This is a genomic window from Kitasatospora sp. NPDC005748, assembly GCF_040630735.1.
In the GTDB taxonomy this organism is placed as follows: Bacteria; Actinomycetota; Actinomycetes; order Streptomycetales; family Streptomycetaceae; genus Kitasatospora.
In genome coordinates this window covers 70,418-96,383 of record NZ_JBEXYD010000028.1, presented here as the reverse complement: position 1 = coordinate 96,383, position 25,966 = coordinate 70,418, and the positions used below count along the sequence as shown (strand labels likewise).

Genomic DNA, 25,966 nt, shown 5'->3' with positions numbered 1-25,966 from the left:
GACCAGCACCACCGCGTCACCCAAGCCCTCGACGCCCTCACCCGCGGCGCCCACCTCCCCTTCCTCCTCCGCGGCATCCCCGCCGAATAGCAGCCGCCGAATGGCAGCCGGCGGCGGGCTACTCCCGGCCGTAGGGGCTGTGCATCGTCAGGAAGCGGATCTCCAGGTCACTGGCCAGGTAGTCCATCCGCCGCTCCCAGAAGGCGCTCAGGTGCGGCAGGGCCAGGTGGGCGTCGAGGTCGGCCTGGCTTCGCCACGCCTCGTAGAACACGAAGACGCCGGGCTCCTCGCGATCCTCGTGGAAGTGGTACTCCAGGCATCCCGGCTCCCGCCGGGTGGGGGCCACGAAGGAGAGCAGCAACTCCTTCAGCTCCACCGCCCGTTCGGGCTTAGGGCGGGCGATGCCGACGAGCGTGACCGGCTGATCCATGCGAACTCTCCCTCATGCAAGGTACGACGAATCTCGTACCTCGGGACGGTACCGCTGCGGGGAGGTACGATTCAAGCCGTACCTGAGGGAGGTCACCCATGCCCGACGAGGAAGGGCACCCGGCCGTCGAGGAGATCGAGCTCGGCAAGGTGCTGGCGGCGCTCGCCGACCCGCTGCGCCGCCGAGTGGTCCGCGAGCTGGCCTGCTCGCCGGACGGCACCGCGCGCACCTGCAGTTCCTTCGCGCTGCCCGTCTCGAAGGCCACCGTCACCCACCACTTCCGCGCGCTGCGCGAGGCCGGCCTGATCCGGCAGGTCGACCGGGGGAACAGCCGGATGGCCGCCCTCCGCCGCACCGACATCGACACCCGCTTCCCCGGCCTGCTCGCTCTCCTCACCGCCGAGGCGCAGGCCCCCGGCGACGGCTGACGGTCCGGTGCCCGCAGAACGCGGTGCACAGGAAGTCGGTATGGCCGACTTCCTGTGCACGCCCGGGTGTTCCGCTGACGCACAGGGCGCCGTCACCCCAGAAGGGACCGGCCGGGGCGACCGGTCCGCACAGCCCCGCCCTACGATGGCCGGATGCCCGCAGAACCGATGCGATTCCCGCCCCGCCCCCTACGCGACGTGCAGGCGCGGCACCTCCGGCAGGCCGGCGGGTGCGGTGGCGGGGCGGCCGTCGTGACGGTCGACTTCGAGCCGTGCACCGGCCCCACCCGCTTCGAGCTCACCCTCCCGGACGACGTCCGGTTCCGCTTCGGCCCCGCCGGCGGCGACGAGGACTACCGCGAGGTCTTCTCACTCCTCGAAGCGCTCGACGAGGGCATGCGCGAGGTGCTGGCCGAGGACGGGCGGATCACCGTCCACTGCCGGGCCGTGCTGCGGTCCATGGTCGTCCACCCCGTCGACTCCCACCCCCGCGCGTTTCGTGAAGCAGGGCGGCTCGCCGCACGCAAGGCCCTGGAACAGGTCTTCGGCGCCTCCTGACACCACCGGAGCGGCGGCCCGAGCACAGGAAGTCGGCCGACCCGACCTCTCGTGGGTAATGTGTGTGCCCCAGCAGACCGGTGTGAGTGCGAGCGAGGTAGCGACGTGGAACCGGCGGGGGACGGCACGACACACGACCAGGCGTCGCCGAACGTTCGCAACGACCTCTCCGGCCGGGTCACCGGGGCAGCCGTTCAGGCGGGGGACATCCACGGCGGCGTGAACGTCGTGGTGGTGAACGCGGCACCGGAGAGCGGCCCTCCCGACGAGGCCGTCGCCGAGGCGCTGCGGAAGTCCTCGCACAGCTGGCGAGCACGTTTCTCCAGCGTCGATCTGGTCAACCTGCCACGGATCGCGATGCTCTCGGACGGCAGCGCGATCCTCGGCGCGGCGAGGAACGCGGAGCTCGACACCACCAAGCCGTTCCGGGGCCAGGGACTGGCCCCCGGGCTCTTCGTCTCCCATGTCAGACCGTTGTTCGAGACGTGGGACGCCGAGTCGGCGACCAGGCTCTGCGAGAGCACGATCGACCACGTACACCGTGGCCTGCTGGTCTCCTTCGAAGCGCGGATGCGCTGCCGCAATCCCCCGACGATGCCTCCGTCGGAGCCCACCGGAGTCCTCGCGAAGGACCCGCACCTCCGCTTCGACATCGGCGGACGCAGCGTCGTCATCACCTTCGACCCGCACTGGCTCACGACGGCCACCGCTTCGGGCACGCTCCACGACGCCGCGCGGAACCCGCTGGTCTACTCCGGCCTCGGTACCGTGGCCGCGGTCCTGGACGACGGCACGATCCGCGTCTCCGCGCTCGTCTTCGGCCAGCCCGAGACCCCGTTCCAGTCACACCTGAAGCACCTGGGCGCGTCCGCACTGCGCACGCCGGCCGGACTCACCGCCGCCGATTTCCGCAACGAGTTCTCCACCCGCCCCGGGGAAGGGGTCGCCATTCCCCGCACCCGAGAAGGAACTGCCGTGAGCCGTACGGGTATCGCCCTGCTCTTCGACGAGGACCGGGTGATCCCGGGCCAGATCGACCGCGCCGTGCTGACCCAGTCGACCAGGATCGCCCCGGAGTACCGTCGCGACCTCGGCGTGGCCGTCGCGAGCCTGTCACCGGGGCCCGCCTTCGCCGCGGGAGCCACCCCGGGCGACATCGCCGCGCACCTGCTCGCCCGCACGCCCCCGCTCTGGAAGTCCCTCACCGTCCCGGGGCTCACCGCGCTGATCCGTTCGCGCAACCTCGCCGTGTCGACCGTCACCGGGCTCACCGCGGGGCAGCTCGGGGACCTCGACGAGTTGATGCGGGCGGAGACGCCGAGCTATCTCGGCGGCGTCGAGCTGGACAGGGCCCTGCCGATGCAGCGGGAACTCCTTCCGCAGTGCGACCAGTACCACGTGGTGGGCGCCGAACTCCGGTTGGTCTACACCGCTGCGAGCCGCTACCTCGACGAGGCCAACGACGAGGACCTCGACCGGCCGCCGGCCCGGTGGCGGGACACCGGACTCTTCCGAACCGTGGTCTGGGAGGAGGACACCCGTCGGTCGGAGGCGGAGGAGGCCGAGGCCGCGTTCCTCCTCCGCGACTGGCTCGGCGGGCGGACCGAGTAGCCGCGGAAGCGCACCCGGCCGTCGAGGAGATCGAGCTCGGCCCGCGTGCCGTCGGCGAGCGCCGACGGCACGCGGGCCGACCGGGAAGTCGGCCCCGCCGACTTCCCACTCCCCCGACTCGGTGTCAGGACCACCCGGGGCCGACGCGGGCAGCGGCCGACAGGTCGGGATCGCGGCCGGAGCAAGGGTGCCGAGGCCACCTCCCAGCCGAAGGCCGGGGAGCCCGGCCGACCCGGCAAAGCTCCACGGGACACGAACCGCGCCTGTCCGTAGCCGCGCCGCGCGCGCCGCCCGCGAGGCGCCCGGCCCCCGTCGGCGGGCCCCGGCGCGGGGGTGCGAGGGTAGGGCACGTGAACCAAACGATCATGGCAGCCGCCCGCGAACGGGCCGCCGGACACCGGCGGCGGTTCGACCTCCGTTTCGAGGCCTACTTCGCCTCCCTGCCGGAGCGCCTCGACACGCCACCGCTCAGCCGCTTCACCCCCCGCTGCCTGGAGCTGCTGCGGGACCTCTCGCTGCGCGGCGGCAAGCGGCTGCGGGTCGCCCTGCTGTACGAGGCCGCCCGGCTGGTGACCACCGAGCCGGTGCCCGGTCTGGCAGAGGCCGCGCTGAGCATCGAACTGCTCCAGACGCACGGGCTCGTCCACGACGACATCATCGACGACGCGCCGGTCCGCCGGGGCGGCCCCTCCACCTACTACGCCTACCGCGAGGAGTTCCCGGCGGCGGAGCGCACCGCGCTGGGCCTGGCCGTCCTGGCCGGGGACCTCGCCGCCTTCCTCTCGATGCGCGTCCTGCTGGAGGCGGACGTCCCCGCCGAGCTGCGCCAGGCGATGCTGGAGGTGCAGCTGAACGCCGCCGCGGAGACGGTCACCGGCCAGATCGTCGACCTCGAACGCGACTTCCGGGCGCTTCCGGAGGAGGAGTTCCTGCACACCGTCTGCGAGTACAAGTCCACCCGCTACTCCGTCCTCGCCCCGCTGCGGCTGGGCCTGCTGGCGGCCGGCGAGGACGTGGCCGCGCACGACGCGCGCCTGCGCCGGTACGCGACGCTGGTCGGCATCGGCGGCCAGCTGCGCGACGACTACCTCGACCTGTTCGCCGACGAGGCGGCCACCGGCAAGTCGACCGGCGCCGACCTCCGGTCCGGCCGCCGCAGCTACGCCGTGAGCGCCCTGCTCGCCGCCGCGGACGACACGCAGCGGGCCGTGGTGGAGTCCGCGCTCGGCGATCCGGACTGCTCGGCGGCGACGGTCGGGCGCGTCCGCGAGCTGGCCCGGTCGCTGGGCGTGGACGGCAGGCTCCGCGCCGACATCCGCCGCTGCGCCGAGGCCGCCGCCGGGGAGGCCTCGGGCTGGCGCCCGCACTGGCGCGAGGAGGCGGTGGCCTTCTTCGAGGGCCTCCCGCTGTCCAACGTGCTGCCGACCGGGTGAGCGCAGCGGGCGCCCCGGGCGACCCCGGGCGAACTCGCGGCCGCCGGGCACTCACGCGTCACCCCCGGCAAGGGCGACAATCGTGGCATAACGGTACAGATGTACCGGCCAGACCGTATCGTGCCAAGGACGGCCGCGGGCGATCGCCGCAAGGGCAGACCCGAGGGCAGCCGGCCGGAGGCAGCCGGACACCCCGGGTACGGGGACGCGGTTGCCGCACGACACAACACCGGACAAGGGGGCACCACGGGGTGGTCGAGCCGCAGCTGACACCCGAGGTCTTCGACCGGGCGATCGTGGCGATCGCCCTGACCGCGGGCCGGGAACACCGCCTGGTCTACCGCAACGACGCCTTCCGCGAGCTGTTCGGGCCGCGGTCGATCGGGGTCCCCGTCCGGGAGCTGTTCGCCGAACCCGGGGTGGAGCGGTTCTTCGAGACGCTCGACAACGTCCTCGCCGACGGCACCGCCCGCCAGGTGACCACGCCCCGGACGGTGGAACGGCCCGGGGACGGTGACGGTGACCACCGGCACTTCGTCTACAGCTGCTCCCCGATCTCCTCCCGCTTCGGCCCCGGCATCCTGATCGCCGCGATCGACACCACCACCGAGGTGCACGCCGCCCAGCAGGCCGAACAGCTCTCCACCGACCGCCTGCGCACCCTGGAGCGGTACGAGGCGCTGATCTCCGCCGTCTCCCAGCTGGTCTGGATCGTCCGCGCGGACGGCAGCATGGCCGAGCTCGTGCCCGGCTGGCAGCGGCTCACCGGGCAGCCCTGGCGGGAGACCATGGACGAGGCCTGGTTCGAGCTCATCCACCCCCGCGACCGGGCCGGGCTGGCCGAGCAGTGGCTGAAGGCGGCGGACGCCGAGCCGTCCATGTTCGAGCACTCCTTCCGGGTGCGCACCGTCACCGGGGAGTACCGGCACGTCTCCGCCCGTGCGGTGCCGATCGTCCGCGAGGGCCGGCCGGTGGAGTGGGTCGGGGCCACCTCCGACATCGAGGACCGCTGGCGCAACCGGCTCCGCGAGCGGCTGCTCGCCGGGGCCCTCGCGGTGACCGAGACCGCCCGCCCGGACGACGCCTTCGCCGCCGTCGCGGACCTCGTCGTCCCGGAGCTCACCGACGCCTGCACGGTGTTCCTGCTCTCCACCCGCGAGCACGCCACCCGGCCCGACGAGATCCTCGGCACCCGGATCGCCTCCACCGCCCGGCCCGGCCTGCCTCCGCTGCCCGCGCTGCGCCAGCAGAGCTACCGGCTCGGGCCGGCCGCCCTGCGGGTCGTCGCCCGCCAGGCGCCCGCGCTCCTGACCTTCCCGGTCGGCGAGATCCCCCCGGGCGTCGTCCCCCGGGAGTCGGCCCAGTGGCTCACCCGGGCCCGCGCCACCAGCCTCACCCTGCTGCCGATCGTCATCGACGGCATCACCGTCGCCCTCGCCGCGGCGGCCGGCTGCGAGGACACCCCGCCGCCCGGCCGGCCGGACATCGACCTGCTCCAGGACGTCCTCCAGCGGGCCCAGGCCACGCTGCGCCAGACCCTGGAGCTCCAGCGCACCCGGCAGGTGGCACTCGTCCTCCAACGGGCGCTGCTCACCGCCCCGCCGGTCGTCCTCGGCGCCGAGCTCGCCGCCCGCTACCAGCCCGGCAACCGGGCGGCCGAGGTCGGCGGCGACTGGTACGACGCCTTCCTGCTGCCAGACGGCTCGCTCGCCCTGACCATCGGCGACGTGGCCGGGCACGACCTCACCGCGGCCACCACCATGGGGCAGCTGCGCAGCATGCTGCGGTCGGTCGCCTACAACCGCACTCATCTGCACACCCCGGCCGACACCCTCGCCGCGCTCGACACGGCCGCCGACGGCCTCGGCGTGGCCGCCTTCGCCACCGCCGTCCACCTGAACCTCACCCGGGTCGGCGACGGCTGGCGGATGACCTGGTCGAACGCCGGGCACCCGCCGCCACTGCTGGTACCCGCCTCGGGCGAGCCGCGCTTCCTGGTGACCGAGGAGACCGACGTGCCGCTCTGCGTGGCCCCCGCCGAGCGGCGCCACACCCACAGCACCGGAATCGCGCCCGGGGACACCGTGCTCCTCTACACCGACGGGCTGGTCGAGGTGCCCGGGGAGAACCTGACCGTCGGCCTGGGCCGGCTGGCGCAGGCGGCGGGCGCCGTCGGCCACCGGCCGCTGGACGAACTCTGCGACCACGTGCTCGCCCAGGTCGCCGAGACCCGGGACGACATCGCCCTGCTGGCCTTCCGCGCACTGGCCGCGCCGCCCGTCTGAGGCCGGCGCGGCTCGGGTACCGGTCCCGGGGACCGCGCTCAGACGCTGCCGCCGGGTGCCGCGCTCAACTGCCGCGCGGGAAGGACCGCTTCACGGTGCCCTTGGTGTCGGCGGCGAGGTAGCCGCCGCCGTACTCGCCGGACAGGTAGACCTTGATGCTGGGCGTGCCGTCGGAGCTGTCCGGACCGATGATGAGGTAACGGCTGGTCGGGTTGGGGACGTTGAGGGTGTCCTGGGCCTTCTGGAGCAGGGCCGGGATGATGTCCCAGTCGTAGCTCCGCAGGTCGACGGTCTTCTGACGGGACGTCATGGTGCCGCCCGCGGTGCGGGTGACCTTGCCGTCGCGGTAGTTGAGCCGGTCGAACACCGTAGGGTCGGCCGCGGTCGGCCCCTCGGCGCTCGCGTAGGTGGGGTAGACGGTGAGCTGGGTGATCTTGGAATCCGCCAGCGACGGGCGGAAGGCCTCGACCGTCGTGCGGACCCCGGCCGGGGTGAGGAAGTCCGGGGGGACGGCGGACGGGGGCGCGGTCTTGGCCGTCACCGACGGGGCGGCGACCGGCTCGGGCGCGGTCGACGCGGCGGCGGGGGTGGTGGGGCCCGTGCTGCCGGTCGCCGCCGGGCCGGACACCGACGGGCCCGGGGCGGCGCCCGTGCCGTTCTCGGTGCCCGAGTCGGGCAGGAGGATCCAGGTGAGGGCACCCGTCAGTGCGACGGCGACGACCGAGAGGGTGACCGCCCGCGCCCGCCCGCCCCGGGGCACCGGGGCCGCCGGGCCGGGCGTGGTCGTGCCGGTCGGGACGGCGTCCGCCGGGACCGCGTCGACCGGGTGCCCGGGGAAGCCGGGGCGGCCCGGCCCGGCAGCGCCGGGGTGACCGAACGTGTCGGCCGGGGCGGCGCCGTAGCCGTACCCGGGACCGGCGCCGGAGCCGCTGTCGTACCCGGGACCGCCGGGACCGTCCCCGGCGCCGGGGGCGGTTCCGGGCGCGGATCCGGCCCAGGCGTTCATCGCCGGGTCGGTACCGGGCCACGGGGTCGCCGCAGGCCGCGGGAGGTCGAGACCCGTCGGCGACCAGGCCACCGGACCGGAGGCCGGGCCCGGGGCGGCCCCGGCCTCCGCGGCTGCGAGCGCCTGGTCGAGCTGCTCCGCGCTCGGCCGGACCGCCGGATCCCTGGCGAGCACGGCCGCCAGCACCGGGGCGAGCCGCCCCGCCCGCGCCGGCGGCGGCAGCGGCTCGTCCAGGACGGCCGCGAGGGTGGCGAGCGTGGTGGCGCGGCGCAGCGGGTGGTGGCCCTCGACCGCGACGTACAGCATCATGCCGAGCGACCACAGGTCGGACGACGGGTTGCCCTCCGCCCCGCGGATCCGCTCGGGGGCGATGTACTCGGGCGAGCCGATCAGGGCCCCGGTGCTGGTGAGGGCGGTGGCGCCCTGCATGGCGGCGATGCCGAAGTCGGTGAGGACGGGCGTGCCGTCCGGGCGCAGCAGTACGTTCCCGGGCTTGACGTCGCGGTGCTGGATGCCGGCGGCGTGGGCGGCGCGCAGGGCGGAGAGCACCCCGCGGCCGATCCGGGCCGCCTCGGGCACGGTGAGCGGGCCGCGGGAGAGCCGGTCGGCGAGGCTGCCGCCGGTGACCAGCTCCATCACGAGCCAGGGGTGCGGATGGTCTGCGGTGTCGACGATGTGATGGATGATCACCACGTTCGGGTGCTGGAGCCGCGCCAGGGAGCGCGCCTCGCGGAGCACCCGCTCGCGCAGCTCCGACGCGTCCTCGGGGTTGGCGGCCGCCATCGCCGGGTCGGGCGGGCGGACCTCCTTGAGCGCCACCTCGCGGTGGAGCGCGTTGTCCCGGGCGCGCCAGACCAGGCCCATGCCTCCGCCGCCGAGTCGTTGCAGCAGCTCGAACCGGCCGTCGATGAGCCGTGCGTCCGACCCGTCAGCGTTCATGCCCGTCATCGTAGGAGACGCCGCCGACACGCCGGTGGCCGGGACGGCCCGCACCCGCTTCTCCCCGGTCGCGGGCGAGCGGGCGGGTGCGAACGGCCCGCCGGGGAGCGCCGGTCGCCGGTCCCCGGTCAGGCGGTGGTCCGCACGCCGTCCAGGGCGATGGCCAGGACGCGGTCGCGCTGCTCCTCGTCGGGGAACGCGACCGAGCTGACACCCGAGACGAGGCGCAGCAGGTCGTCGATGGACATGTCCGCCCGCGCCACCCCCGCGTCCTGCGCGCGCCTGAGCAGCGGTGCGCTCGCGTCGAACATCGACTGCCGGCAGGCCAGGAAGATGTCCGACTCCTCCCCCTCCAGCGCCTCGCGGATCGCCCGCTTGGTCAGGGTGTAGGCGACGAACCTGCGCAGCCAGCCGGTCAGCGCCTCCCAGGGCGACTCGCCCGACAACTCCCCTGCGGCCAGACTCAGTTCATTGACCTCGTTGGCGTAGACCGTCTCGAAGAGGTGCCGACGGGTGGGGAAGTTGCGGTAGAGGGTGCCGATGCCGACGCCGGCCCGCCGGGCGATGTCCTCCAGCGAGGCCTCGGCGCCGTGCTCGGCGAAGGCCTCGCGGGCGGCAACCAGCAGCGCATCGAAGTTGCGCGCGGCATCGGCGCGGCGCGGACGCTGGGCCGCCACAAACTCGCCGACCACGACCTGTTCCGTCACTGGGGCTCTCTTTTCGGACACCGGGTTGAAGCGGAGGTACGCCTCCGCTAATCTGGAGGCATGCCTCAACTTTAGCAGTGAGGTCCTGTCCCCGCCCCTGCCGGCACACCCGGTGGAGGCACCAGCACGCCCGTCGATCCGGCACCGGATCCCGAGCGCACCCGCCGGCCCGCGCCGTACGCACCAACCCTGTTGGCCCGTTCTCCACACCTCGCACTTCGCCGCGCGTCCGGCGGTACGCACCACAGCTCCGACCGCACCGGCACCGGCACCGGCGCCGGCACCGGCACCGGCACCGCACAGCGCGCGCCACCCAGCACACAGCGCACCACGCACCACGCACCACGCACACCAAACACCACGCACACCGCTTCCGCCCGCAGCCCGTGGGCGCGCTCCCCTTGCGCGCCCCATGCCCCGAGAAGGTTCGATGAGCCGCCCGTCCAATCGCCTCACCTTCGGCGTCCTCGCGACCGGCGCGGGCGTGTTCGCCCTGCTCCAGTCGCTGATCACGCCCGCCCTGCCCACCGTCCAGCACGCGATGAACACCTCGCAGGCCACCGTCACCTGGGTGATGACCGCCTACCTGCTCTCCGCCTCGATCTTCACGCCGATCCTCGGCCGGGTGGGCGACCTGGTCGGCAAGAAGCGCACCCTGGTCGCCGCGCTCGGCGCGCTCCTGGTGGGCTGCCTGGTCGCCGCCCTGGCTCCCAACATCACCGTCCTGATCATCGCCCGGGTCATCCAGGGCATCGCCGGCGCGCTCTTCCCGCTGTCCTTCGGCATCATCCGCGACGAGTTCCCCGCCTCCCGGGTGGCGACCGGCATCAGCAACCTGTCCGCCGTCATCGCGGTGGGCAGCGGCCTCGGCATGGTCCTGGCCGGACCGATCGTCGGCGCGCTGGACTACCGCTGGCTCTTCTGGTTCCCGGTGATCATCGTCGCCGTCACCGCCGTGATCGCCCAGCGCTACGTCCCGGAGTCGCCCAAGCGCGCCGAGGGCGCCGGCGGCGCGGGCAGTGTCAACTGGCTCGGCGCCGTCCTCCTCTCCGGCTGGCTGGTGGCCCTGCTGCTGCCCATCAGCCAGGCCTCGAAGTGGGGTTGGGGCTCCAACGGGGTGATCGGCCTGCTGGTCGCGGCCGTCGTCCTGTTCGGCCTCTGGGCCCTGGTCGAGGCCCGCTCGCGCAACCCGCTGATCGACCTGCGGATCATGCGCCTCCCGGCGGTCTGGACGACCAACACCGCCGCCCTGCTCTTCGGCGGCGGCATGTACGCGGTCTGGGCCTTCCTCCCCGGCTTCGCGCAGACGCCGACCTCGGCCGGCTACGGCTTCGGGTCGAGCATCACCGGCGCGGGGCTGCTGATGCTGCCCATGCTGGTCACCATGTTCGTGGCCGGGATCCTCAGCGGGCGCCTCGCCGGCCGGTTCCCCGCCAAGGCCCAGCTGACCGCGGGCGCCGTCTTCGGCTCGGCCGCCTGCGCGATGCTCGCCGCCTGGCACGACCGGCCGTGGCAGGTCGCCCTGGCGGCGGGGGTCTTCGGGCTCGGCATCGGCCTCGCCTTCGCCTCGATGAGCAACCTCATCGTCCAGAGCGTGCCCGCCGCGCAGACCGGCGCGGCCACCGGCATGAACGCCAACATCCGCACCATCGGCGGCTCCATCGGCGCCGCGCTGATGACCAGCCTGGTCACCGGCCACCTGCAGCCCTCCGGCCACCCCTACGAATCGGGCTACACCCACGGGTTCGCCCTGCTCGCCGCCTTCTGCCTGGCGGCGGCCGTCGCCGCCCTGCTCGTCCCGGCCCGTCGGCCCGCACCGTTCGTGATCGGCGGCCCGGCCGCCGCCGACCCGGTCGCGGGCGCGCCGGCCCGGCCGGAGGCGGTCCGGAGCTGACCGGGTCACCCGCCCGCCCCGCCCGCCCACCACGCGCCCCGCCGGCTCCCGGCGGGGCGCGTCCGTGTGCCACCGGGTGCAGCTCCGTCCGGGCGCCGAGGGCGCACCCCAAATTGGAGTACAGAATTCGCATTCGATAGCCTGCCGGGCGTGAGGCTGACCAAGAGCACCGACATCGCCCTCCGCATCGCCATGCGGCTGGCGGTCCTCGACGAGGACGCGAACCCGACCACCCGCGAGGTGGCCGAGTCGGTGGGCGTGCCGTACACCCACGCCGCCAAGGTCGTCAGCCGGCTCCAGCACCTCGGTGCGGTCGAGGCGAGGCGCGGGCGGGGCGGGGGCCTCGCGCTCACCTCCGCCGGCCGGACCGGGTCGCTCGGGGTGCTGGTGCGCGAGCTGGAGGGCGTCGGCGACGTGGTCGGCTGCGAGGACGAGCCGCCCTGCCCGCTACGGGCCGCCTGCCGGCTGCGCGGGGCACTGCGGACCGCGCAGGAGGCGTTCTTCGCCTCGCTCGATCCGCTCTCGATCGACGACCTGGTCGGCCCGCCCACCGGGCCGGTCCTGCTGAGCCTCTCCGGCAGACCCGCCGGCTGACCCCACACCTCCGTTCACCGACCCGCCGGGTCGCGCCTCCGCACGACCTTTAATATGCATTCCAGATACCAGTTCGGAGTGAGCCCCATGCTGTCCGCCAAGTCCGCCGAGATCGTCGAAGCCACCCTGCCCGCCGTGGGCGGCGCGATCGGCGAGATCACGCCGCTCTTCTACGACACACTCTTCGCCGACCACCCGGAGCTGCTGCGCGACCGGTTCAACCGGGGCAACCAGGCCAACGGCACCCAGCGGCAGGCGCTGGCCGGCTCGATAGCCGCCTTCGCGTCCGCCCTGATCGCCCGCCCCGACCTGCGGCCGGACGCCATGCTCGCCCGGATCGCCCAGAAGCACGTCTCGGTCGGCATCCGGAACGACGAGTACCCGATCGTCCAGAAGTACCTGTTCGCCGCCATCGTCGAGGTGCTCGGCGAGGCCGTCACCCCGGAGGTCGCCGCCGCCTGGGACGAGGTGTACTGGCTGATGGCCAACGCGCTGATCGCCATCGAAGACCGGCTGCGCGCCGAGACCGCCGCCGCGCAGTCGGGCGACCCGGACGACCTCTGGCGCCGCTTCACCGTGATCGCCCGGCGCCGGGAGACCGACGACGTGACCACCTACCTGGTCCGCCCCGCCGACGGCGGCCCCGTCCCGCCCGCACGGCCCGGCCAGTACGTCTCGGTGCGCGCCACGATGGCGGACGGCGCCCGGCAGATCCGCCAGTACAGCCTCTCGGGGAGCTCCGGCGGCGCGCTCCGGTTCACCGTCAAGCGGGTCGGTGCCGGGGCCGACGGGGCACCGGCCGGCGAGGTGTCCAACCACCTGCACGACCACCTGCACACCGGCGACGTGGTCGAACTCGCCCCGCCGCTCGGCGACCTCACCCTCGCCGACGGCGCCGGACCGGTGCTGCTGGCCTCGGCCGGGATAGGCAACACGCCGATGACGGCCATGCTGGACCACCTCGCCGCCACCGGCTCCCCCCGAACGGTGATCTCCGTGCACGGCGACCGGGACCAGCACGCGCACGCCTTCCGGGCCGAGCTCGACCGGCTCACCGCCGAGCTGCCGAACGCCGTCGCGCACGTCTTCTACGAGCGGCCGGTGGGCGACTGGCCCGCCGAGCGCACCGGCCTGGTCGACCTCTCGACGGTGCCGGTCCCGGCCGGGACCGTCGCCTACCTGTGCGGGCCGCTGCCCTTCCTGCGCTCGGTGCGGGCCCAGCTGCTCGCGGCGGGCGTGGCGGCCGCCGACATCCACTACGAGGTGTTCGGCCCCGACCTCTGGCTGGGACAGGACGCCTGAGCCCTGGCGGCCACTGCCGGACCACCGCTGCCCGAGCGACCCCAGCCCGAGTGCCCTCCCGACGGCCGAGTGCCCTCCCGACGGCCGGGGGCCGCTCAGCGGACGGCCGGGGGCGCTCAGGCCGGCCGCAGCTCCAGGGTGCAGCACTTGGCGCCGCCGCCACCCTTGAGCAGCTCGGAGACGTCCACCGGCACCGGTTCGTAGCCGTGCTCGGCCAGCCGGCCGGCCAGCGCCTTGGCGGCCTCCGGCAGCAGGACCCGCCGCCCGTCCGAGACCGCGTTGAGGCCGAACACCTCGGCGTCCGCGCGGTCGGCGAGGATCGCGTCGGGGTAGAGGCTGCGCAGCAGCGCCTGGCTGTCGGGCGTGAAGGCCTCGGGGTAGTACATGACGTGGTCGTCGCCGAGGACGGCGAGCGCGGTGTCCAGGTGGTAGAAGCGCGGGTCGACCAGGGTCAGGCCGAGCACCTGGACCCCGAACAGGGCCCGGGCCTCGGCGTGCGCCGCCGGATCGGTACGGAACCCGGTGCCGGCCAGCACCCGGCGGCCCACCACCAGGTGGTCGCCCTCCCCCTCGTTGACGTGCCCCGCCCGGTGGACCTCGCGGTAGCCGGCGGACCGGAACCACGCCTCGTGGGCGTCGGACTCGCCGGCCCGCTCGGGATGCCGGAAGGTCGCGATCAGGGCCCGGCCGTCCAGGACGGTTGCCCCGTTGGCGGTGTAGACCATGTCGGGCAGGCCCGGCACCGGCTCGATCAGCTCGACGGTGTGGCCGAGCCGCCGGTAGATCGAACAGAGCCGCTCCCACTGGCGGACGGCGAGCTCGGTGTCGGTCGGCCGGGCCGGGTCCATCCAGGGGTTGATCGCGTAGTCGACGGTGAAGTGCGTCGGCCGGCACATCAGGTAGCGCCGCGGCCTCGCGGTGCGCTCCGGGGTTCGGTTCGGCATGCGGCTACCTCCGCCGTCCGGGACTGCTGGGATCGGGATCGGGATGCTGTGCGCTGGGGCGCCGGGGCGGTGGAGAACGCGGCCTCGGATACCGGAGCACGTGGGGGCGTGCCGGTGCGTAGCGCACCCCAGAGGGCGGCTGCCCACGCGAGTCAGTTCGCACACATGAGCGGACACCATCGCCGGGTGCAACCCCCCGCGCACCCGGCGCGCACCCCGGCGCACGGGGCGCCGGGTGCAGGGTCGCCGGGCACCGGGGCGCCGGGGCACGGGTGCGCGGAGGCTCCCTCACGGTGCCGGGGCGCCGCCGCCCGGCCGCCGGCCTACCAGCGCAGGACGAAGTCGACCGGCCTCGTCCGCAGCCCGGCGCACCGCTCGGCCAGCGCCCGCAGCCGCCGGTCGGCCTCCTCGGCCGGCATCCGCCGCCGGTCGCCGTGCCCCGGCAGCACCCACTCGAAGCGCAGGCGCCCGACGCCTCGGGCGAGCGAGGCCGCCAGCTCCTCCATCGAGTACCAGGTGACCCCGTCGGCCACCTCCAGGTCGCCGGTGGTGCGCGACCAGTAGTAGCTGTCGCCGCTGAAGCAGTACCGGTCGTCGGCCACGTACAGGACGCTGCCCAGGGTGTGCCCGGGGAACGGGTGGGCCACGACCCCGGGGGCGATCTCGACGGGTTCCCGGCCGCGCAGCACCCGGTCGGCGTCGGGCGCGGCGTCGAGGTCCCCCTCGTGGATCCAGAGCCGCGCGCCGAACCGGTCGGCGTACGCGCGGCCGTGCGCCGCGTGGTCGCGATGGGTGAGCAGCACGTCGGTCACCGGGCCGAGCGCCTCGTAGCGGGCGGCCAGCGGTTCGGCGTACCGGGGCGTGTCCACCATCAGGTACCCGCCGGGCCGGCGCAGCAGGTACGCGTTGGCGCCGGCGGTGTGCTGGGAGTTGTGGCCGCACAGCAGCAGGTCCTCGTCGAGCGCGAGCGGGAACGGGTCCCGTGCCGGGTCGAGCGGCCGGCCGCGGAGGCGGACGGAACGGGTGGGGCAGGCGTGGGCGGCGGCGTACAGCTGCCGCAGCTCGGCCTCGTCGCGGGGCGGGCGGACGACCTCGGAGCGGCCGTCGCGCTCGTGGATCAGATCGGGGGCGAGCTGGCGGGCGACGTCGCAGTTGGTGCAGCGGTCGTCGACGTACCAGCCCGTTCCGGGGGTCCTGGACGCGGTGAGGGGATCGGTGTCGGTCATGCTTGCGCCCTCCTGGGTGGGGCGCCCGCCGAACGGCGGGGCCGTTCCAGGGTGGGCACCGGCGGACCGGAAGCGGAAGGGGGTCGCGATCTTGTCATTTCTCCGACGGAGCTATCTCGGTCACCGCCCTGACGGGCCATCAGGTCGGTTCGACCGCCCGCCGCCCCCGGCGTGCCCCGCCCCCCGCGATATTCCCGGAACCTGCTGAATCCGTACGTGGCCCATCTCACGTCCCCCCGAGGGCCACCTACGGTGGCGTAGGTCACTTGAGACAGTGAACTATCTCCTTCATGCCGAACCTCCAGGAGACTCTTGACCTCAGTTCGTACGCGGCCCTCGGGGACAGCTTCACCGAGGGGCTCAACGACCCCGGCGTCGGCGGCGCCTTCGCCGGCTGGGCCGACCGGCTCGCCGGCCTGCTCGCCGACGGACGCCCGCCGGGCGAGTTCCGCTACGCCAACCTCGCGGTGCGGGGCCGGCTGCTCGACCAGGTCACGGCGGAGCAGGTGCCGCAGGTCCGGCGCATCCAGCCGGACCTGGTGACCTTCTGCGCCGGCGGCAACGACATCCTGCGACCCGGCAGCGACCCGGACGAGGTCGCCGAGCGCTTCGAGCGCGCCATCGTCCAACTCACCGAGTCCGCCGGGACGGTGCTCATCTGCACCGGCTTCGACACCCGGGGCGTGCCACTGCTGAAGCACCTGCGCGGCAAGATCGCCACGTACAACGGCCACATGCGGGCCGTCGCCGACCGCAACGGCTGCAAGGTCGCGGACCTCTGGTCACTGCGCGCGGTGCAGGACCGCCGGGCGTGGAGCGAGGACCGCCTGCACCTCTCGCCCGACGGCCACCAGCGGGTCGCCCTGCTGGCCGCCCGCTCGCTGGGCCTGCGCACCGAGCAGGACCCGGAGGCGCCCTGGCCGGTCCTGCCGTACCAGTCCGCCGCCGACCAGCGCCGGGAGAACCTCCAGTGGGCGCGCGAGTTCCTGCTGCCGTGGGTCGGCCGCCGACTGCGCGGCGAGTCCTCCGGCGACCACGTCGAGGCGAAGCGGCCGGAGCTGCTCCCGCTCTGACGAACCGTCAGGCCCGGCCGGGTGCGGTCCCCCTCCCCACGGAAGCGGACCGCACCAGCCGGACCGCCCCCGCGTGCAGCAGCGCGGCGGCCGCCGCGCCGACCAGGTACCAGCAGAGGTCCGGCGCGTTGAAGGTGGACCCGAGCACCAGCCGGGCCACCGTGCTGCGCCGCGCCAGGTCGTCGGGGACGCCCGTGAGCTGGAACAGCTCCACCGCCCAGCTCAGCCCCGCCGCCACCGCACCGGCGGCCACCGGACGCAGCCGCGGCGCGACGAGCACCACCAGGGCGTACACCAGCACCGTGTAGAGCGCGTCGCCCGCGTACTTGGCGAGCTCGCCCCCGCCGACCGCCCGCACCCCGAGCCCGGCCCCCACTACCAGCACCGCCGCCACCCCGGCCACCGCCCGGACACCGCCACTCCCCCGAAGCTCACCCATCGGGCCACCCTAGGGGGTGTCGCGAGCCGGGGACCACCCGGTGCCGCGGTGGCGCCCGGTCGGTGAGGGACGGAGAATCCTTGGTGGTCCCGGTCGGTCCGGAGCCGCCCCGCGCGCGGCGCCGGGCGCCGTCGCCGACCCGTACGCGCACGCCTCCTCGGGGGCGTCCACCGGTCGGCGGTGGTGGCACGATCCGGAGCTGACATGACCGATCCGCGCACGATCCTCTGGCAGGCACGCCAAGGCCCCGTACCGACGGACTGGCACGTCTTCACGAAGAGGCGGGGCAAGCTGAAGGGGTTCTTCCGGGGGACCTCGGACGATCCGGACCCGCTGCTGGTCATCACCCCGGACGGCACCGTCGAGTACACGGACGAGCGCCACCCGCCGACCGTCGTCGACTTCTACGCCCTCACCGACATCACCCTCCAGGTGAGGGGGCAGAGCTTCTCCGACAGCACCATGGTGAACCTCGCCGTGTGGATCGACCTCCAGTACCGCGACGGCACGAAGGCGAAGTGGCGGTCCGCGTCCTTCCCGGGCGACCTGCGGGCCGTCCAGGGCTTCATCGAGGCGTACGGCGCCCACAAAGCACTTCTCGGGGGCTGACGCCGCGCCCCGCCCCCGCAACCGCGGCACCGCCCCGGGCGTCCCTCCCTCCCGACGGGTTGTCCGGACGGGCGGGTAACCTGCTGCCCGGCCCGCCGACGGGCCGGGTCCGCACAGGTCGCGGGCGGGAACGACAGAGGACGGGGCGGGGCACCATGACGCAGCTCACCGAAGCGGTGGAGGAGTCCGGCGTGCGGGCGGAAGCGGCCGGCCGGGGGCGGCGGTTCGCCGTCGACGGGTTCGCGCCGCACCACGACGGCCGCTCCCGCGAGCGCGGCAAGGCCCTGCGCGAGCGCGTCCCGCGCCAGCGGCACGCCGAGTTCGCCACCGCCGACGACCGTCCGACCGCCATAGCGGCGATCGAGGCGTCCAACGCCGGGCGGATCACCGAGCTGGTCCCGATCCGGCTGGGCCGGATGGCGGCCACGCCGTTCGCCTTCCTGCGCGGCTCGGCCGGCCTGATGGCCGCCGACCTCGCCCCGACGCCCACCTCCGGGATCACCGCCCAGCTCTGCGGCGACGCGCACGCGGCCAACTTCGGCCTGTACGGCGACGCCCGCGGGCAGCTGGTGATGGACATCAACGACTTCGACGAGACCGTGCCCGGCCCGTGGGAGTGGGACCTCAAGCGGCTCGCCGCCAGCCTGGTACTGGCCGGCCGCGAGGTCGGGGCCGACGAGACCACCGCGCGCCAGGCCGCGTTCGACGCCGCCGGCTCGTACCGCCGCACCATGCGCGCGCTGGCCAAGCTGCCCGTCCTGGACGCCTGGAACGCCGTCGCCGACGACCAGCTGGTCTCGTTCGCGCAGGCGCACGACCTGGCCGACGCCCTGCAGAAGGTCGGCGCGAAGGCGCTGGGCAACACGAGCGCCAGGTTCGCGGCCAAGTCCACCGTCCGCGCGCAGGACGGCGGCCTGCGGTTCACCGCGGCGCCCCCGGTGCTCAGCGAGGTCCCGGACGCGACTGCCGCCGCGGTGGCCGCCGCGCTGGGCCCCTACGTCGGCACGGTGCCCGCGGAGCTGCACCCGCTGCTCGCCCGCTACCGGGTGCAGGACGTGGCGTTCCGCGTGGTGGGCACCGGCAGCGTCGGCACCCGCTCGTACGTCGTGCTGCTGACCGACCACCGGGAGCAGCCGCTGGTGCTCCAGGTGAAGGAGGCCCGGCCGTCGGTCCTGCTGCCGCACCTGGCCCGCGCCGGGTACCCGGTGACCGCGCCGGAGGGCCACGAGGGCCGCCGGGTGGTCCTCGGCCAGAAGCGGATGCAGGTGGTCAGCGACACCCTGCTCGGCTGGACCACCGTGGACGGACTGCCCTACCAGGTACGGCAGTTCCGCAACCGCAAGGGCAGTGTGGACCCGGCGGCGCTGCTGCCCGCCCAGCTCGACGACTACGCCCGGATCACCGGCGCCCTGCTCGCCCGGGCCCATGCGCACACCGCCGACCCGGGCCTGATCACCGGCTACTGCGGCAAGAACGAGGAGCTGGACGAGGCGGTCGCCACCTTCGCGGTGGCGTACGCGGACCGGACCGAGGCGGACCACGCCGACCTGGTCACGGCCGTCCGGGCGGGCCGGCTCCCGGCCGAGCACGGCGTCTGATCCCGGGCCCGGCGCCGCCCCGGTCGCCCGGCGCGGCGCCGCGGTCGCCCCTCAGCGCCGGGCGAGGTCCAGGAACGGCGCGACGGCCGCGACGAACTCCGCCGGCCGGGTGTGGTGCACCAGGTGCCCGGCCTCGACGGTGACCACCCGGCAGTCGGGGATCCGCCCGGCCATCTCGGCGATCCGGTCCTGCGGGACGTGGCTCGCCCGGCCCCCGGCCACCACCAGGGTGGGTGCGGTGATCGCGGCCATCCGCTCCAGCCAGACCGGCTCGGGGGTGTCCAGCTGCGCCTTGACCGGCTTCACCACCGCCCAGTCGAAGTCCACCGGCCCGGCGGGCGCGTCGGCCACCGGGGCCGCCGGCCGCGGGTAGGGCGCGGGGACGTCCTCCAGCACCAGCCGGCCGACCCGCTCGGGGTGCTCCTGCGCCAGCAGGTACGCCACCACACCGCCCATCGAGTGCCCGACGACATCGACCCGGTCCAGCCCGAGGGCGTCCAGGAAGGCGAGGACGTCGTCCCGCATCGTCTCGACGCCGTACCGGCCGGGCCGGCCGCTGTCCCCGTGGCCGCGCAGGTCGAGCGCGAGGACGCGGTGGCGCGGCGCGAGGTCCGGCAGCACGCCGGCCCAGTCGTTGGCCCGCTCGCCGAGCGCGTGCAGCAGGAGCAGCGGCGGGGCACCCGGCGGGCCGGACTCGCGGTAGGCGAGGGTGACCTCCGGCAGTTCCACGGTCCGATGATCGGTCATGCCGATCACCGTATGCCGTGGCCCCCGGCTGCCGACAGGCCGTTCGCCCACCGCTCAACCCGGCCGGTCCCGGTCCTATCCCCGGGCCCGCACCTTCCCGGCCTGTACCTCGCCGACCGGCACCTCGCCGACCCCGCCGGCCCGCACCTCGCCGGTCCGGCCGGGGGCGGGCGCTCCGGGTCCGGCCTGCCCGGGCAGCGGTACCGCCACCGGTCGCGCGTCCTCCCGGGCCGCCGCCGGGCCGCCGTCCTCCCGGGCCGCCGCCCGGCTCGCGAGCACCGAGGCCAGCACCGCCAGGGCGGCCACCGCCGCGCAGACGGCACTGGCGGAGGTGTACGCGGCCCGGTGACCGCCACCGCCGCCCGTCGCGCGCAGGTAGACACCGGAGAGCGCCGAGACGCAGACCGCCGCCGCTATCCGCTGCGCCATCTGCAGGATCGCCCCGCTCACCCCGGCCGCCTCGGCGGGCGCGTGGCGCAGCACGTACGCCTGGTTGGTCGCGCCCATCACGCCCGCGGCCGCGCCGCCGAGCAGTTGCAGCCCCGCCAGCAGCCAGGGCAGCCCACCCGTCGGCGCCCACCGCACGACCAGGCCGCCGGTGAGCATCACCAGCGCCGCGAGCGTCAGGCCCGCGGTGACGGTCCGCCGGCCGAAGCGCTGCACCACCCGCCAGGCGAGCGCCGAGGCGACGCCCATCGAGACCGCCGAGGGCAGCGCGACCAGCGCCGCGCCCATCGGGGAGAGGCCGAGCCCGTCCTGCAGGAACATCGCCAGCACCAGCCCGGCCGCCACGGACGAGCCGAACTGGGCCATCGCCACCGCCGTGCCGAGCGCGTACGGCGCGGACCGGGTGAGCGCCGGGTGGATCAACGGGTGCCCGCCGGCCCGGGCGCAACGGCGCTGCCACCACACCAGCGCGCCCAGCAGCAGGGCCGCGCCGGCGCCGAAGGCCAGCCAGCCGGTCCAGGCGGGCGGCTGCACGAACGGCAGCATCAGCACCAGGGTCAGCGCGGCGACCAGCAGCAGCCCGACCAGGTCGAGGTCGGCGTTGCGGGCACTGGGGCGCGGGCGCGGCAGGCAGCGGGCCGCCAGCACGACGGTCGCCAGCCCGAACGGCACGTTGAGCAGGAAGGTCAGCCGCCAGCCGAACTCCGGTCCGACCGCGGCCAGGACGGCGCCGCCGATCGGCGGCCCGAGCGCGAAGGCCAGGCCGCCGGTGACGGCGTACATCCCGAGCGCCCGGGCCCGCAGCTGGCCGTCGAACACGTCCTGGATGGTGCCGATCATCTGGGAGTTGACCAGCCCGGCCCCGGCGCCCTGGAGCAGCCGGGCGGCCACCAGCACCCAGGGCTCGGTCGCGGTCGCGGAGAGCACGCTGACGGCGGTGAACACGGCCAGGCCGGTGACGAAGAACCACTTGCGGCCGCGGACGTCGCCGAGCCGCCCGCCCGGGACCAGGGCCAGGCCGAAGGCGAGCGAGTAGCCGGCGACGATCCACTGCAGATGGGCGGGGCCGGCGTGCAGGCTCTCCCGGAGGGCGGGTATCGAGGTGTTGAGGACGGACTGGTCGAGCAGGGTGGTGAACCCGCCCGCGACGCAGACCAGCAGGACGCGGCGCCCGGCGGCGTCGAAGCGCTCCCGGGGCGGCGCCGCCGGGCCGGTGGCGGGGGTCACGGCTCGACCACCACCAGGACGTAGCGGGCGGCCTCGGGCCCCGGGCTGCGGAACCGGGTGCTGTCGGCGGTGAACCGCAGGCAGTCGCCGGCCGCGAGCCGCTGCGGCTCGCCGTCGACGGTCAGCTCCAACCGGCCCTCCAGCAGCCAGAGGTGGTGCTCCAGGCCGGGGACGGACGGCCGGTCGTAGGCGATGTCGGCGCCCGCCGGCAGCAGCCCCTCGATGATCTCGGCCCGCAGCGAGCCGTCCGGCGGGGACACCGAACGCCGCACGAACCCCGTCGCCTCGTCACGCCAGACCCGCTGCTCCCCGGCCCGGACCAGCCCGGCCGGGGCCGACTCGACCTCGGCGAGCAGCCGCGACATCGTGCGCCCGTACACGGCGCAGAGCCGGCCGAGCAGGGCGGCCGTCGGGCTGACCTCCGCCCGCTCGACCCGGGACAGCGTGGACCGGCTCACCTCTGCCCGGCGCGCCAACTCCTCCAGCGTCCAACCGCGTTCGACGCGGAGTTCGGCCAGTCGGATGGCCAGCCGCTCGTCGGCGGCCGTATCGATTCCCATATTCGCGATGCTATCCCGGATATGGGATCACCTACAGGGCGCGGGCCCCGGCCGAGCGGCCCGGCGGGGGGCGCCGGCGCGTGGCGTGCACGGCCGCGCCCCGGTGGTGCCACCGGTGTGCGGCCGGTGCGCGGCGCGATCACCCCGGCGGCACCGGCCGCTCCGCGCCCCGGCGCCCACCCGGCGCTACGTCAGCAGTCCGGGGCCTCCGAGGCCGCAGGTCCGGGTCGGCCCGGCGCCTCCGGCGTGCCGCCCGCGGGAGCGGCACGGCCCAGCGTGCGGATCGCCGGGATCGCGAACAGCGCCACGCAGCCCGCCAGGCAGGCACCCGCCGACACCAGCAGCAGCCGCCCCGGGGAGGCCAGCGCGGTGGCCGGTCCTGCCAGGATCTGACCGAGCGCGATCCCGGACACCGAGCCCGCCAGCTCGTAGGCGCTGACCCGGTTGAGCACCGCGGGCGGGGTGTGGGTCTGCACACTGGTCGCCCACATCACCGACCAGAACGCCCAGGCGCCGCCGCCGAGCACGTGGCCCGCCAGCAGCACCGGCAGGCCGCTGTCCAGTGCGACGCAGAGCGGCAGCACGGTGTACAGCGCCATCGCCGCCGCACCGGCGGCCAACGGCCGGGCCGGGCGCACCCGCAGGGCCAGCAGCCCGCCGAGCACCGTTCCGACGCCGAGGAAGGAGACCGCCAGCCCGTAGGCGTTCGGGCCGAGCCGGGCACCGACCAGCGCCGAGCTGAGCGGCACCAGCGGACCGAAGAGCAGCACGCCGTAGCCCACCCAGATCAGGATCACCGCCCACATCCAGGTGCGCGCACGGAACTCCTGCCAGCCCTGGCGCAGGTCGCGGCGGAGCGAACCGCCGGTGCGGGCACCGGGGTCGGCGCCCGCCGGGGAGCCGGCGGCGGCCGGGGCGGCCTCGGGCGCGCCGGCCGGGGCGAGCCGGATGAGCGCCAGGCACAGGGCGCTGAGCAGGAAGGTGGCGCCGTCGATCGCGTAGACCGTCCCGGCGCCGGTCAGCGCGATCAGCAGGCCCGCCAGGGCAGGGCCGAGCAGTTGGGCGAGCGCGTCGGCCACCTTGAGCGTGGCGTTCGCCCGCTGCGGCTCGCGGGCGACCAGCGGGACCATCCCGTTCACCCCCGGCTGGAACATCGCGGTGGCCGCACCCGCCAGCGCCGCCATGGTCACCAGCAGCCAGAACGGCGGCGGTCCCGCGAAGAACGCGGCGGCCAGCACCCCCTGGGTGAGCACCCGGGCGAGGTCCGCGCCGACCATCATCCGGCGTGCACCGACCCGGTCGGCGAGCACCCCGCCGAACAGGACCAGGGCGACGACCGTCCCGGTCCAGATGCCGAGGACGATGCCGACCCCGGAGATCCCGTAGAGCGCGCCGACCGCGAGTGCGGTGGCGACCGGCATCATCGCGTCGCCGACCAGCGAGACCGCGCGGGCGACGAAGTAGAGCGTGAAGCGCCGGTCCCACAACGGGGGCCGGGCGGGCGGCGGACCGGTCCGGGCGGCGCGAATGGTCCGGACGTTCCGGGTGGTCCGACTGTTCTGCGCGTCCTTGGTGTTCCGGCTGTTCTGTGCGTTCTGGGTGTGCGTCTGCGAGGTGGTCACAGCACGATGGTGGTCTGGACCATTCGACCACCCCAGTGTCCCGAACGACATGATGGGGTACTTTCGCGCCATGACGCTTCGTCCGCCGCCCGGATCCCCGGCGCCGCACCGGGTCGTGGCCCTGCTCCAGCCCCCGCAGTCGACCTTCCTGCTGGCCTGCGCGACCGAGGTGCTGGGCGACCACGGCCCGGCGATCCCCGCCCGCTACACGTTCGAGGTCTGCACCGAGCACCCCGGTCCGGTGCGGACCCAGGTCGGCTACGACCTGCTGGTCACGGCAGGCCTGGACGCGCTGGAGCGCGCGGACACCGTCCTGGTCCCCGGCTGGCAGCAGCCGGCCGGCACCGAGGTGCCGCCGGCGGTGGTCGAGGCGGTCCGCCGGGCACACCGGCGCGGCGCGCGGATCGTCGGCATCTGCTCGGGCGCCTTCGTGCTCGCCGCCGCCGGACTGCTGGACGGCCGGCGGGCCGCCACCCACTGGGCCCGGGCCGCCGAACTGGCCGACCGGTTCCCCCAGGTCCGGGTCGACCCCGCGGTGCTCTACGTGGACCACGGCGATGTCGCCACCAGCGCCGGATCGGCGGCCGGCGTCGACCTCTGCCTGCACCTGGTGCGCACCGACCACGGCGCCGCGCACGCGATGCGGATCGCCCGGCAGATGGTGATGCCGCCGCACCGCGAGGGCTGCCAGCTGCAGTACGCCGAACTGCCGACCTCCGGACCGGTCACCGACTCGCTGGCCCCCCTGCTGGAGTGGCTGGGCGGGCGGCTGGACCAGCAGGTCAGCGTCGCCGAGATGGCGCTCCACTCCCAGGTCTCGGGCCGCACGCTGACCCGGCGCTTCACCGAGCAACTGGGCATCAGCCCCGGACGCTGGCTGCTGGACCGGCGGATCGCCGCCACCCGGGCCCTGCTGGAGGAGACCGACCTGCCGGTGGAGACCATCGCGCACCGGGTCGGCCTCTCCTCGGCGGTCAACCTGCGCCGGCGCTTCCACGAAGCCCTGCGCACCACGCCCGCCGCCTACCGGCGGGCCTTCCGCTCGGACCCGACCCGATAGGCCCAGGGCCGCCGCGGGACCGCCCGGGGCCGGGTCGCACCACCCCGCCGGAACGCCCCTGACCTGGCCCGATAGGGTCGGTGGGCCGGGCGGGTGCGGAGCACACGCCACCACGGGGACGTCGCACCGCGCGGCGGGCCCGGCCGTCGTCACCGTGTCACCACCAGGTCGGGGGAAGAAGTGCGCCGTTCCACAGGTCTCGTCAGTACCGTGCTCGCGCTGCTGTGCGCGGCGGGCTGCTCGTCCGCCGCCGGCGGGAACGCCGCCGGGCCGTCGGCAAGCGCCTCGGCGAGCGTTTCGGCGAGCGGCTCGGCGTCGGCGGGCGCACCGGCGGCGAGCACCGCGGCCGTGAGCACCCCGCCGCCGTCCGGCGCTCCGGCGACGCCCACGGGTGCCACGAGCGCCCCGGCCGCGCCGTCCGCGGAGCATGCCGCCGCCGTGCACGAGGCCGCGGCCGCCACCGGCCGCACCAGCGCCCGGGTCGGCCAGACCGTGCAGCTCACCAACGGCGACACCACGTACAACCTGGCCGTGGCCGGGGACTTCGACATGGCGGCGGACCGGGGGCAGCTCGGCGTCGACCTCCCCGGGGGCGCGATCAGCCACCTCGACGAGGTCTTCGCCGACGGCCAGGTGTACGTGCGCGGCTCGGCGGGAGTGCCCGCGGGGTCCTGGGCGGCGATCGACCGCGAGCGGACCGTCGCGCACGCCCTGCTCCGGTCGCCGGTCAACGACCCGGAGCACGTCCTGCAGCAGCTCTCCACGCTGACCCGGGTCGTCCGGAACGGGGAGGAGGAGCTGGACGGCGTCCGCACCGTGCGGTACAGCGGCGTACTGGCCGACGACGCCGTCGTCCTGCGCCTGGCACCGGAGGTCCAGGCCAAGCTGGCGACCTACCGGAGCCTCGGCGGCGGCGACCTCCGGATCCCGGCCGAGGTCTGGGTCGACCCCCAGGGCCGGGTGGCGAAGGTCCGGCTGGTCCTGGACATGGACCCGATCCACGCCGTCACCACGGTCACCTTCACCGAGTTGGGCAAGCCGGTGAAGGTGTCCCCGCCCCCGGCGAAGAGCACCAGCGCGGTCACCGAGCTGTCCGGCGTCCTCACCGGCTGACCGGCCCGCCTGCGGCCTGCGCCGCGACCTCCGGCGGGCGGCCTCCCCGCCGGTGTTACCCACCTGGTTCACGACCCTTCCGAAGCCGTGAACTGCCGGTCATATGATGTCCGC

24 protein-coding genes are annotated in these 25,966 nt (G+C 75.0%); 13 read left to right on the top strand and 11 right to left on the bottom strand.

Annotated elements, in window-relative coordinates; all coding sequences use genetic code 11:
• Window positions 1-118 precede the first annotated feature (118 nt).
• Window positions 119-430 (bottom strand): putative quinol monooxygenase, encoded by a 312-nt coding sequence (locus tag ABZ495_RS21105; RefSeq protein ID WP_359837389.1) that lies wholly within the window; start codon window positions 428-430, stop codon window positions 119-121.
• Window positions 431-528: 98 nt separating this feature from the next.
• Here ABZ495_RS21105 and ABZ495_RS21100 point away from each other — a divergent pair, with 98 nt between their 5' ends.
• The 5 genes from ABZ495_RS21100 to ABZ495_RS21080 all read left to right on the top strand — a co-directional run bounded on the left by ABZ495_RS21100 (window position 529) and on the right by ABZ495_RS21080 (window position 6,745).
• Window positions 529-858 (top strand): helix-turn-helix domain-containing protein, encoded by a 330-nt coding sequence (locus ABZ495_RS21100; RefSeq protein ID WP_359837387.1) that lies wholly within the window; start codon window positions 529-531, stop codon window positions 856-858.
• Window positions 859-1,011: 153 nt separating this feature from the next.
• Window positions 1,012-1,416, top strand: a complete 405-nt coding sequence (locus ABZ495_RS21095) for a hypothetical protein (protein ID WP_359837385.1) — start codon at window positions 1,012-1,014, stop codon at window positions 1,414-1,416.
• A gap of 105 nt (window positions 1,417-1,521) precedes the next feature.
• On the top strand, window positions 1,522-3,027 hold the full coding sequence (locus ABZ495_RS21090; RefSeq protein WP_359837383.1) for a hypothetical protein: 1,506 nt from the start codon (window positions 1,522-1,524) through the stop codon (window positions 3,025-3,027).
• A 365-nt stretch (window positions 3,028-3,392) separates the two neighbouring features.
• On the top strand, window positions 3,393-4,460 hold the full coding sequence (locus ABZ495_RS21085; protein WP_359837393.1) for a polyprenyl synthetase family protein: 1,068 nt from the start codon (window positions 3,393-3,395) through the stop codon (window positions 4,458-4,460).
• Between the two features lie 251 nt (window positions 4,461-4,711).
• Window positions 4,712-6,745: a SpoIIE family protein phosphatase gene (locus ABZ495_RS21080; protein ID WP_359837381.1), complete on the top strand. Its 2,034-nt coding sequence runs from the start codon at window positions 4,712-4,714 to the stop codon at window positions 6,743-6,745.
• A 64-nt stretch (window positions 6,746-6,809) separates the two neighbouring features.
• Here ABZ495_RS21080 and ABZ495_RS21075 read toward each other — a convergent pair whose 3' ends face one another.
• Both ABZ495_RS21075 and ABZ495_RS21070 read right to left on the bottom strand, forming a co-directional pair.
• On the bottom strand, window positions 6,810-8,690 hold the full coding sequence (locus tag ABZ495_RS21075; protein ID WP_359837380.1) for a protein kinase: 1,881 nt from the start codon (window positions 8,688-8,690) through the stop codon (window positions 6,810-6,812).
• 128 nt (window positions 8,691-8,818) lie between these two features.
• Window positions 8,819-9,397, bottom strand: coding sequence for a helix-turn-helix domain-containing protein (locus tag ABZ495_RS21070; protein ID WP_329491171.1), 579 nt, complete (start codon window positions 9,395-9,397; stop codon window positions 8,819-8,821).
• Window positions 9,398-9,827: 430 nt separating this feature from the next.
• Here ABZ495_RS21070 and ABZ495_RS21065 point away from each other — a divergent pair, with 430 nt between their 5' ends.
• The 3 genes from ABZ495_RS21065 (at window position 9,828) to ABZ495_RS21055 (ending at window position 13,187) form a co-directional block, all read left to right on the top strand.
• Window positions 9,828-11,291: an MFS transporter gene (locus ABZ495_RS21065; RefSeq protein ID WP_359837377.1), complete on the top strand. Its 1,464-nt coding sequence runs from the start codon at window positions 9,828-9,830 to the stop codon at window positions 11,289-11,291.
• 150 nt (window positions 11,292-11,441) lie between these two features.
• The gene (locus tag ABZ495_RS21060) at window positions 11,442-11,885 is read left to right on the top strand and encodes an Rrf2 family transcriptional regulator (RefSeq protein WP_359807808.1); all 444 of its coding nucleotides are present in this window, start codon (window positions 11,442-11,444) and stop codon (window positions 11,883-11,885) included.
• 87 nt (window positions 11,886-11,972) lie between these two features.
• Window positions 11,973-13,187, top strand: a complete 1,215-nt coding sequence (locus ABZ495_RS21055; RefSeq protein WP_359807824.1) for a globin domain-containing protein — start codon at window positions 11,973-11,975, stop codon at window positions 13,185-13,187.
• Between the two features lie 116 nt (window positions 13,188-13,303).
• On the opposite strand, the gene ddaH is transcribed toward ABZ495_RS21055, so the two are convergent.
• Entirely contained in the window at window positions 13,304-14,131 is an 828-nt protein-coding gene (gene ddaH / locus ABZ495_RS21050) for a dimethylargininase (RefSeq protein ID WP_359807807.1), read from the bottom strand.
• Between the two features lie 323 nt (window positions 14,132-14,454).
• Entirely contained in the window at window positions 14,455-15,357 is a 903-nt protein-coding gene (locus tag ABZ495_RS21045) for an MBL fold metallo-hydrolase (RefSeq protein WP_359837375.1), read from the bottom strand.
• Window positions 15,358-15,647: 290 nt separating this feature from the next.
• On the opposite strand from ABZ495_RS21045, the gene ABZ495_RS21040 reads away from it, so the two are divergent.
• Window positions 15,648-16,430, top strand: coding sequence for an SGNH/GDSL hydrolase family protein (locus tag ABZ495_RS21040; protein WP_329491165.1), 783 nt, complete (start codon window positions 15,648-15,650; stop codon window positions 16,428-16,430).
• Between the two features lie 7 nt (window positions 16,431-16,437).
• Here ABZ495_RS21040 and ABZ495_RS21035 read toward each other — a convergent pair whose 3' ends face one another.
• Window positions 16,438-16,869, bottom strand: coding sequence for a DUF2809 domain-containing protein (locus ABZ495_RS21035; protein ID WP_359837373.1), 432 nt, complete (start codon window positions 16,867-16,869; stop codon window positions 16,438-16,440).
• A gap of 204 nt (window positions 16,870-17,073) precedes the next feature.
• On the opposite strand from ABZ495_RS21035, the gene ABZ495_RS21030 reads away from it, so the two are divergent.
• Together ABZ495_RS21030 and ABZ495_RS21025 are read left to right on the top strand one after the other, a co-directional pair.
• Window positions 17,074-17,478 carry a hypothetical protein gene (locus ABZ495_RS21030; protein ID WP_359807801.1) on the top strand — a complete coding sequence of 135 codons (405 nt, stop codon included), beginning with the start codon at window positions 17,074-17,076 and terminating at the stop codon, window positions 17,476-17,478.
• A gap of 155 nt (window positions 17,479-17,633) precedes the next feature.
• Window positions 17,634-19,076: a DUF2252 domain-containing protein gene (locus ABZ495_RS21025; RefSeq protein ID WP_359837371.1), complete on the top strand. Its 1,443-nt coding sequence runs from the start codon at window positions 17,634-17,636 to the stop codon at window positions 19,074-19,076.
• A 51-nt stretch (window positions 19,077-19,127) separates the two neighbouring features.
• Here the strand turns inward: ABZ495_RS21025 and ABZ495_RS21020 are convergent, their stop codons facing one another.
• From ABZ495_RS21020 to ABZ495_RS21005, 4 genes are all read right to left on the bottom strand, one after another.
• The gene (locus ABZ495_RS21020; RefSeq protein ID WP_359837369.1) at window positions 19,128-19,823 is read right to left on the bottom strand and encodes an alpha/beta fold hydrolase; all 696 of its coding nucleotides are present in this window, start codon (window positions 19,821-19,823) and stop codon (window positions 19,128-19,130) included.
• 75 nt (window positions 19,824-19,898) lie between these two features.
• Window positions 19,899-21,497, bottom strand: coding sequence for an MFS transporter (locus tag ABZ495_RS21015; RefSeq protein ID WP_359837367.1), 1,599 nt, complete (start codon window positions 21,495-21,497; stop codon window positions 19,899-19,901).
• Window positions 21,494-22,057 (bottom strand): XRE family transcriptional regulator, encoded by a 564-nt coding sequence (locus ABZ495_RS21010; RefSeq protein WP_359837365.1) that lies wholly within the window; start codon window positions 22,055-22,057, stop codon window positions 21,494-21,496. Before ABZ495_RS21010 ends, ABZ495_RS21015 begins: the two co-directional genes overlap by 4 nt.
• Window positions 22,058-22,248: 191 nt before the next feature.
• Window positions 22,249-23,679, bottom strand: a complete 1,431-nt coding sequence (locus ABZ495_RS21005) for an MFS transporter (RefSeq protein WP_359837363.1) — start codon at window positions 23,677-23,679, stop codon at window positions 22,249-22,251.
• Window positions 23,680-23,749: 70 nt separating this feature from the next.
• On the opposite strand from ABZ495_RS21005, the gene ABZ495_RS21000 reads away from it, so the two are divergent.
• Window positions 23,750-24,739: a helix-turn-helix domain-containing protein gene (locus tag ABZ495_RS21000; protein ID WP_359837361.1), complete on the top strand. Its 990-nt coding sequence runs from the start codon at window positions 23,750-23,752 to the stop codon at window positions 24,737-24,739.
• 149 nt (window positions 24,740-24,888) lie between these two features.
• On the opposite strand, the gene ABZ495_RS20995 is transcribed toward ABZ495_RS21000, so the two are convergent.
• Window positions 24,889-25,128, bottom strand: coding sequence for a hypothetical protein (locus ABZ495_RS20995; RefSeq protein ID WP_359837359.1), 240 nt, complete (start codon window positions 25,126-25,128; stop codon window positions 24,889-24,891).
• Window positions 25,129-25,177: 49 nt separating this feature from the next.
• On the opposite strand from ABZ495_RS20995, the gene ABZ495_RS20990 reads away from it, so the two are divergent.
• Entirely contained in the window at window positions 25,178-25,852 is a 675-nt protein-coding gene (locus ABZ495_RS20990) for an LppX_LprAFG lipoprotein (protein WP_359837357.1), read from the top strand.
• Window positions 25,853-25,966 lie beyond the last annotated feature (114 nt).

Coding starts and splice junctions, on each gene's coding strand:
- ddaH (WP_359807807.1), bottom strand. CDS start 14,131: ATGCCGAACCGAACCCCGGAGCGCACCGCGAGGCCGCGGCGCTACCTG.
- ABZ495_RS21025 (WP_359837371.1), top strand. CDS start 17,634: ATGACGCAGCTCACCGAAGCGGTGGAGGAGTCCGGCGTGCGGGCGGAA.
- ABZ495_RS21095 (WP_359837385.1), top strand. CDS start 1,012: ATGCCCGCAGAACCGATGCGATTCCCGCCCCGCCCCCTACGCGACGTG.
- ABZ495_RS21030 (WP_359807801.1), top strand. CDS start 17,074: ATGACCGATCCGCGCACGATCCTCTGGCAGGCACGCCAAGGCCCCGTA.
- ABZ495_RS21085 (WP_359837393.1), top strand. CDS start 3,393: ATGGCAGCCGCCCGCGAACGGGCCGCCGGACACCGGCGGCGGTTCGAC.
- ABZ495_RS21055 (WP_359807824.1), top strand. CDS start 11,973: ATGCTGTCCGCCAAGTCCGCCGAGATCGTCGAAGCCACCCTGCCCGCC.
- ABZ495_RS21065 (WP_359837377.1), top strand. CDS start 9,828: ATGAGCCGCCCGTCCAATCGCCTCACCTTCGGCGTCCTCGCGACCGGC.
- ABZ495_RS21035 (WP_359837373.1), bottom strand. CDS start 16,869: ATGGGTGAGCTTCGGGGGAGTGGCGGTGTCCGGGCGGTGGCCGGGGTG.
- ABZ495_RS21100 (WP_359837387.1), top strand. CDS start 529: ATGCCCGACGAGGAAGGGCACCCGGCCGTCGAGGAGATCGAGCTCGGC.
- ABZ495_RS21075 (WP_359837380.1), bottom strand. CDS start 8,690: ATGAACGCTGACGGGTCGGACGCACGGCTCATCGACGGCCGGTTCGAG.
- ABZ495_RS21045 (WP_359837375.1), bottom strand. CDS start 15,357: ATGACCGACACCGATCCCCTCACCGCGTCCAGGACCCCCGGAACGGGC.
- ABZ495_RS21000 (WP_359837361.1), top strand. CDS start 23,750: ATGACGCTTCGTCCGCCGCCCGGATCCCCGGCGCCGCACCGGGTCGTG.
- ABZ495_RS21020 (WP_359837369.1), bottom strand. CDS start 19,823: ATGACCGATCATCGGACCGTGGAACTGCCGGAGGTCACCCTCGCCTAC.
- ABZ495_RS21105 (WP_359837389.1), bottom strand. CDS start 430: ATGGATCAGCCGGTCACGCTCGTCGGCATCGCCCGCCCTAAGCCCGAA.
- ABZ495_RS21010 (WP_359837365.1), bottom strand. CDS start 22,057: ATGGGAATCGATACGGCCGCCGACGAGCGGCTGGCCATCCGACTGGCC.
- ABZ495_RS21040 (WP_329491165.1), top strand. CDS start 15,648: ATGCCGAACCTCCAGGAGACTCTTGACCTCAGTTCGTACGCGGCCCTC.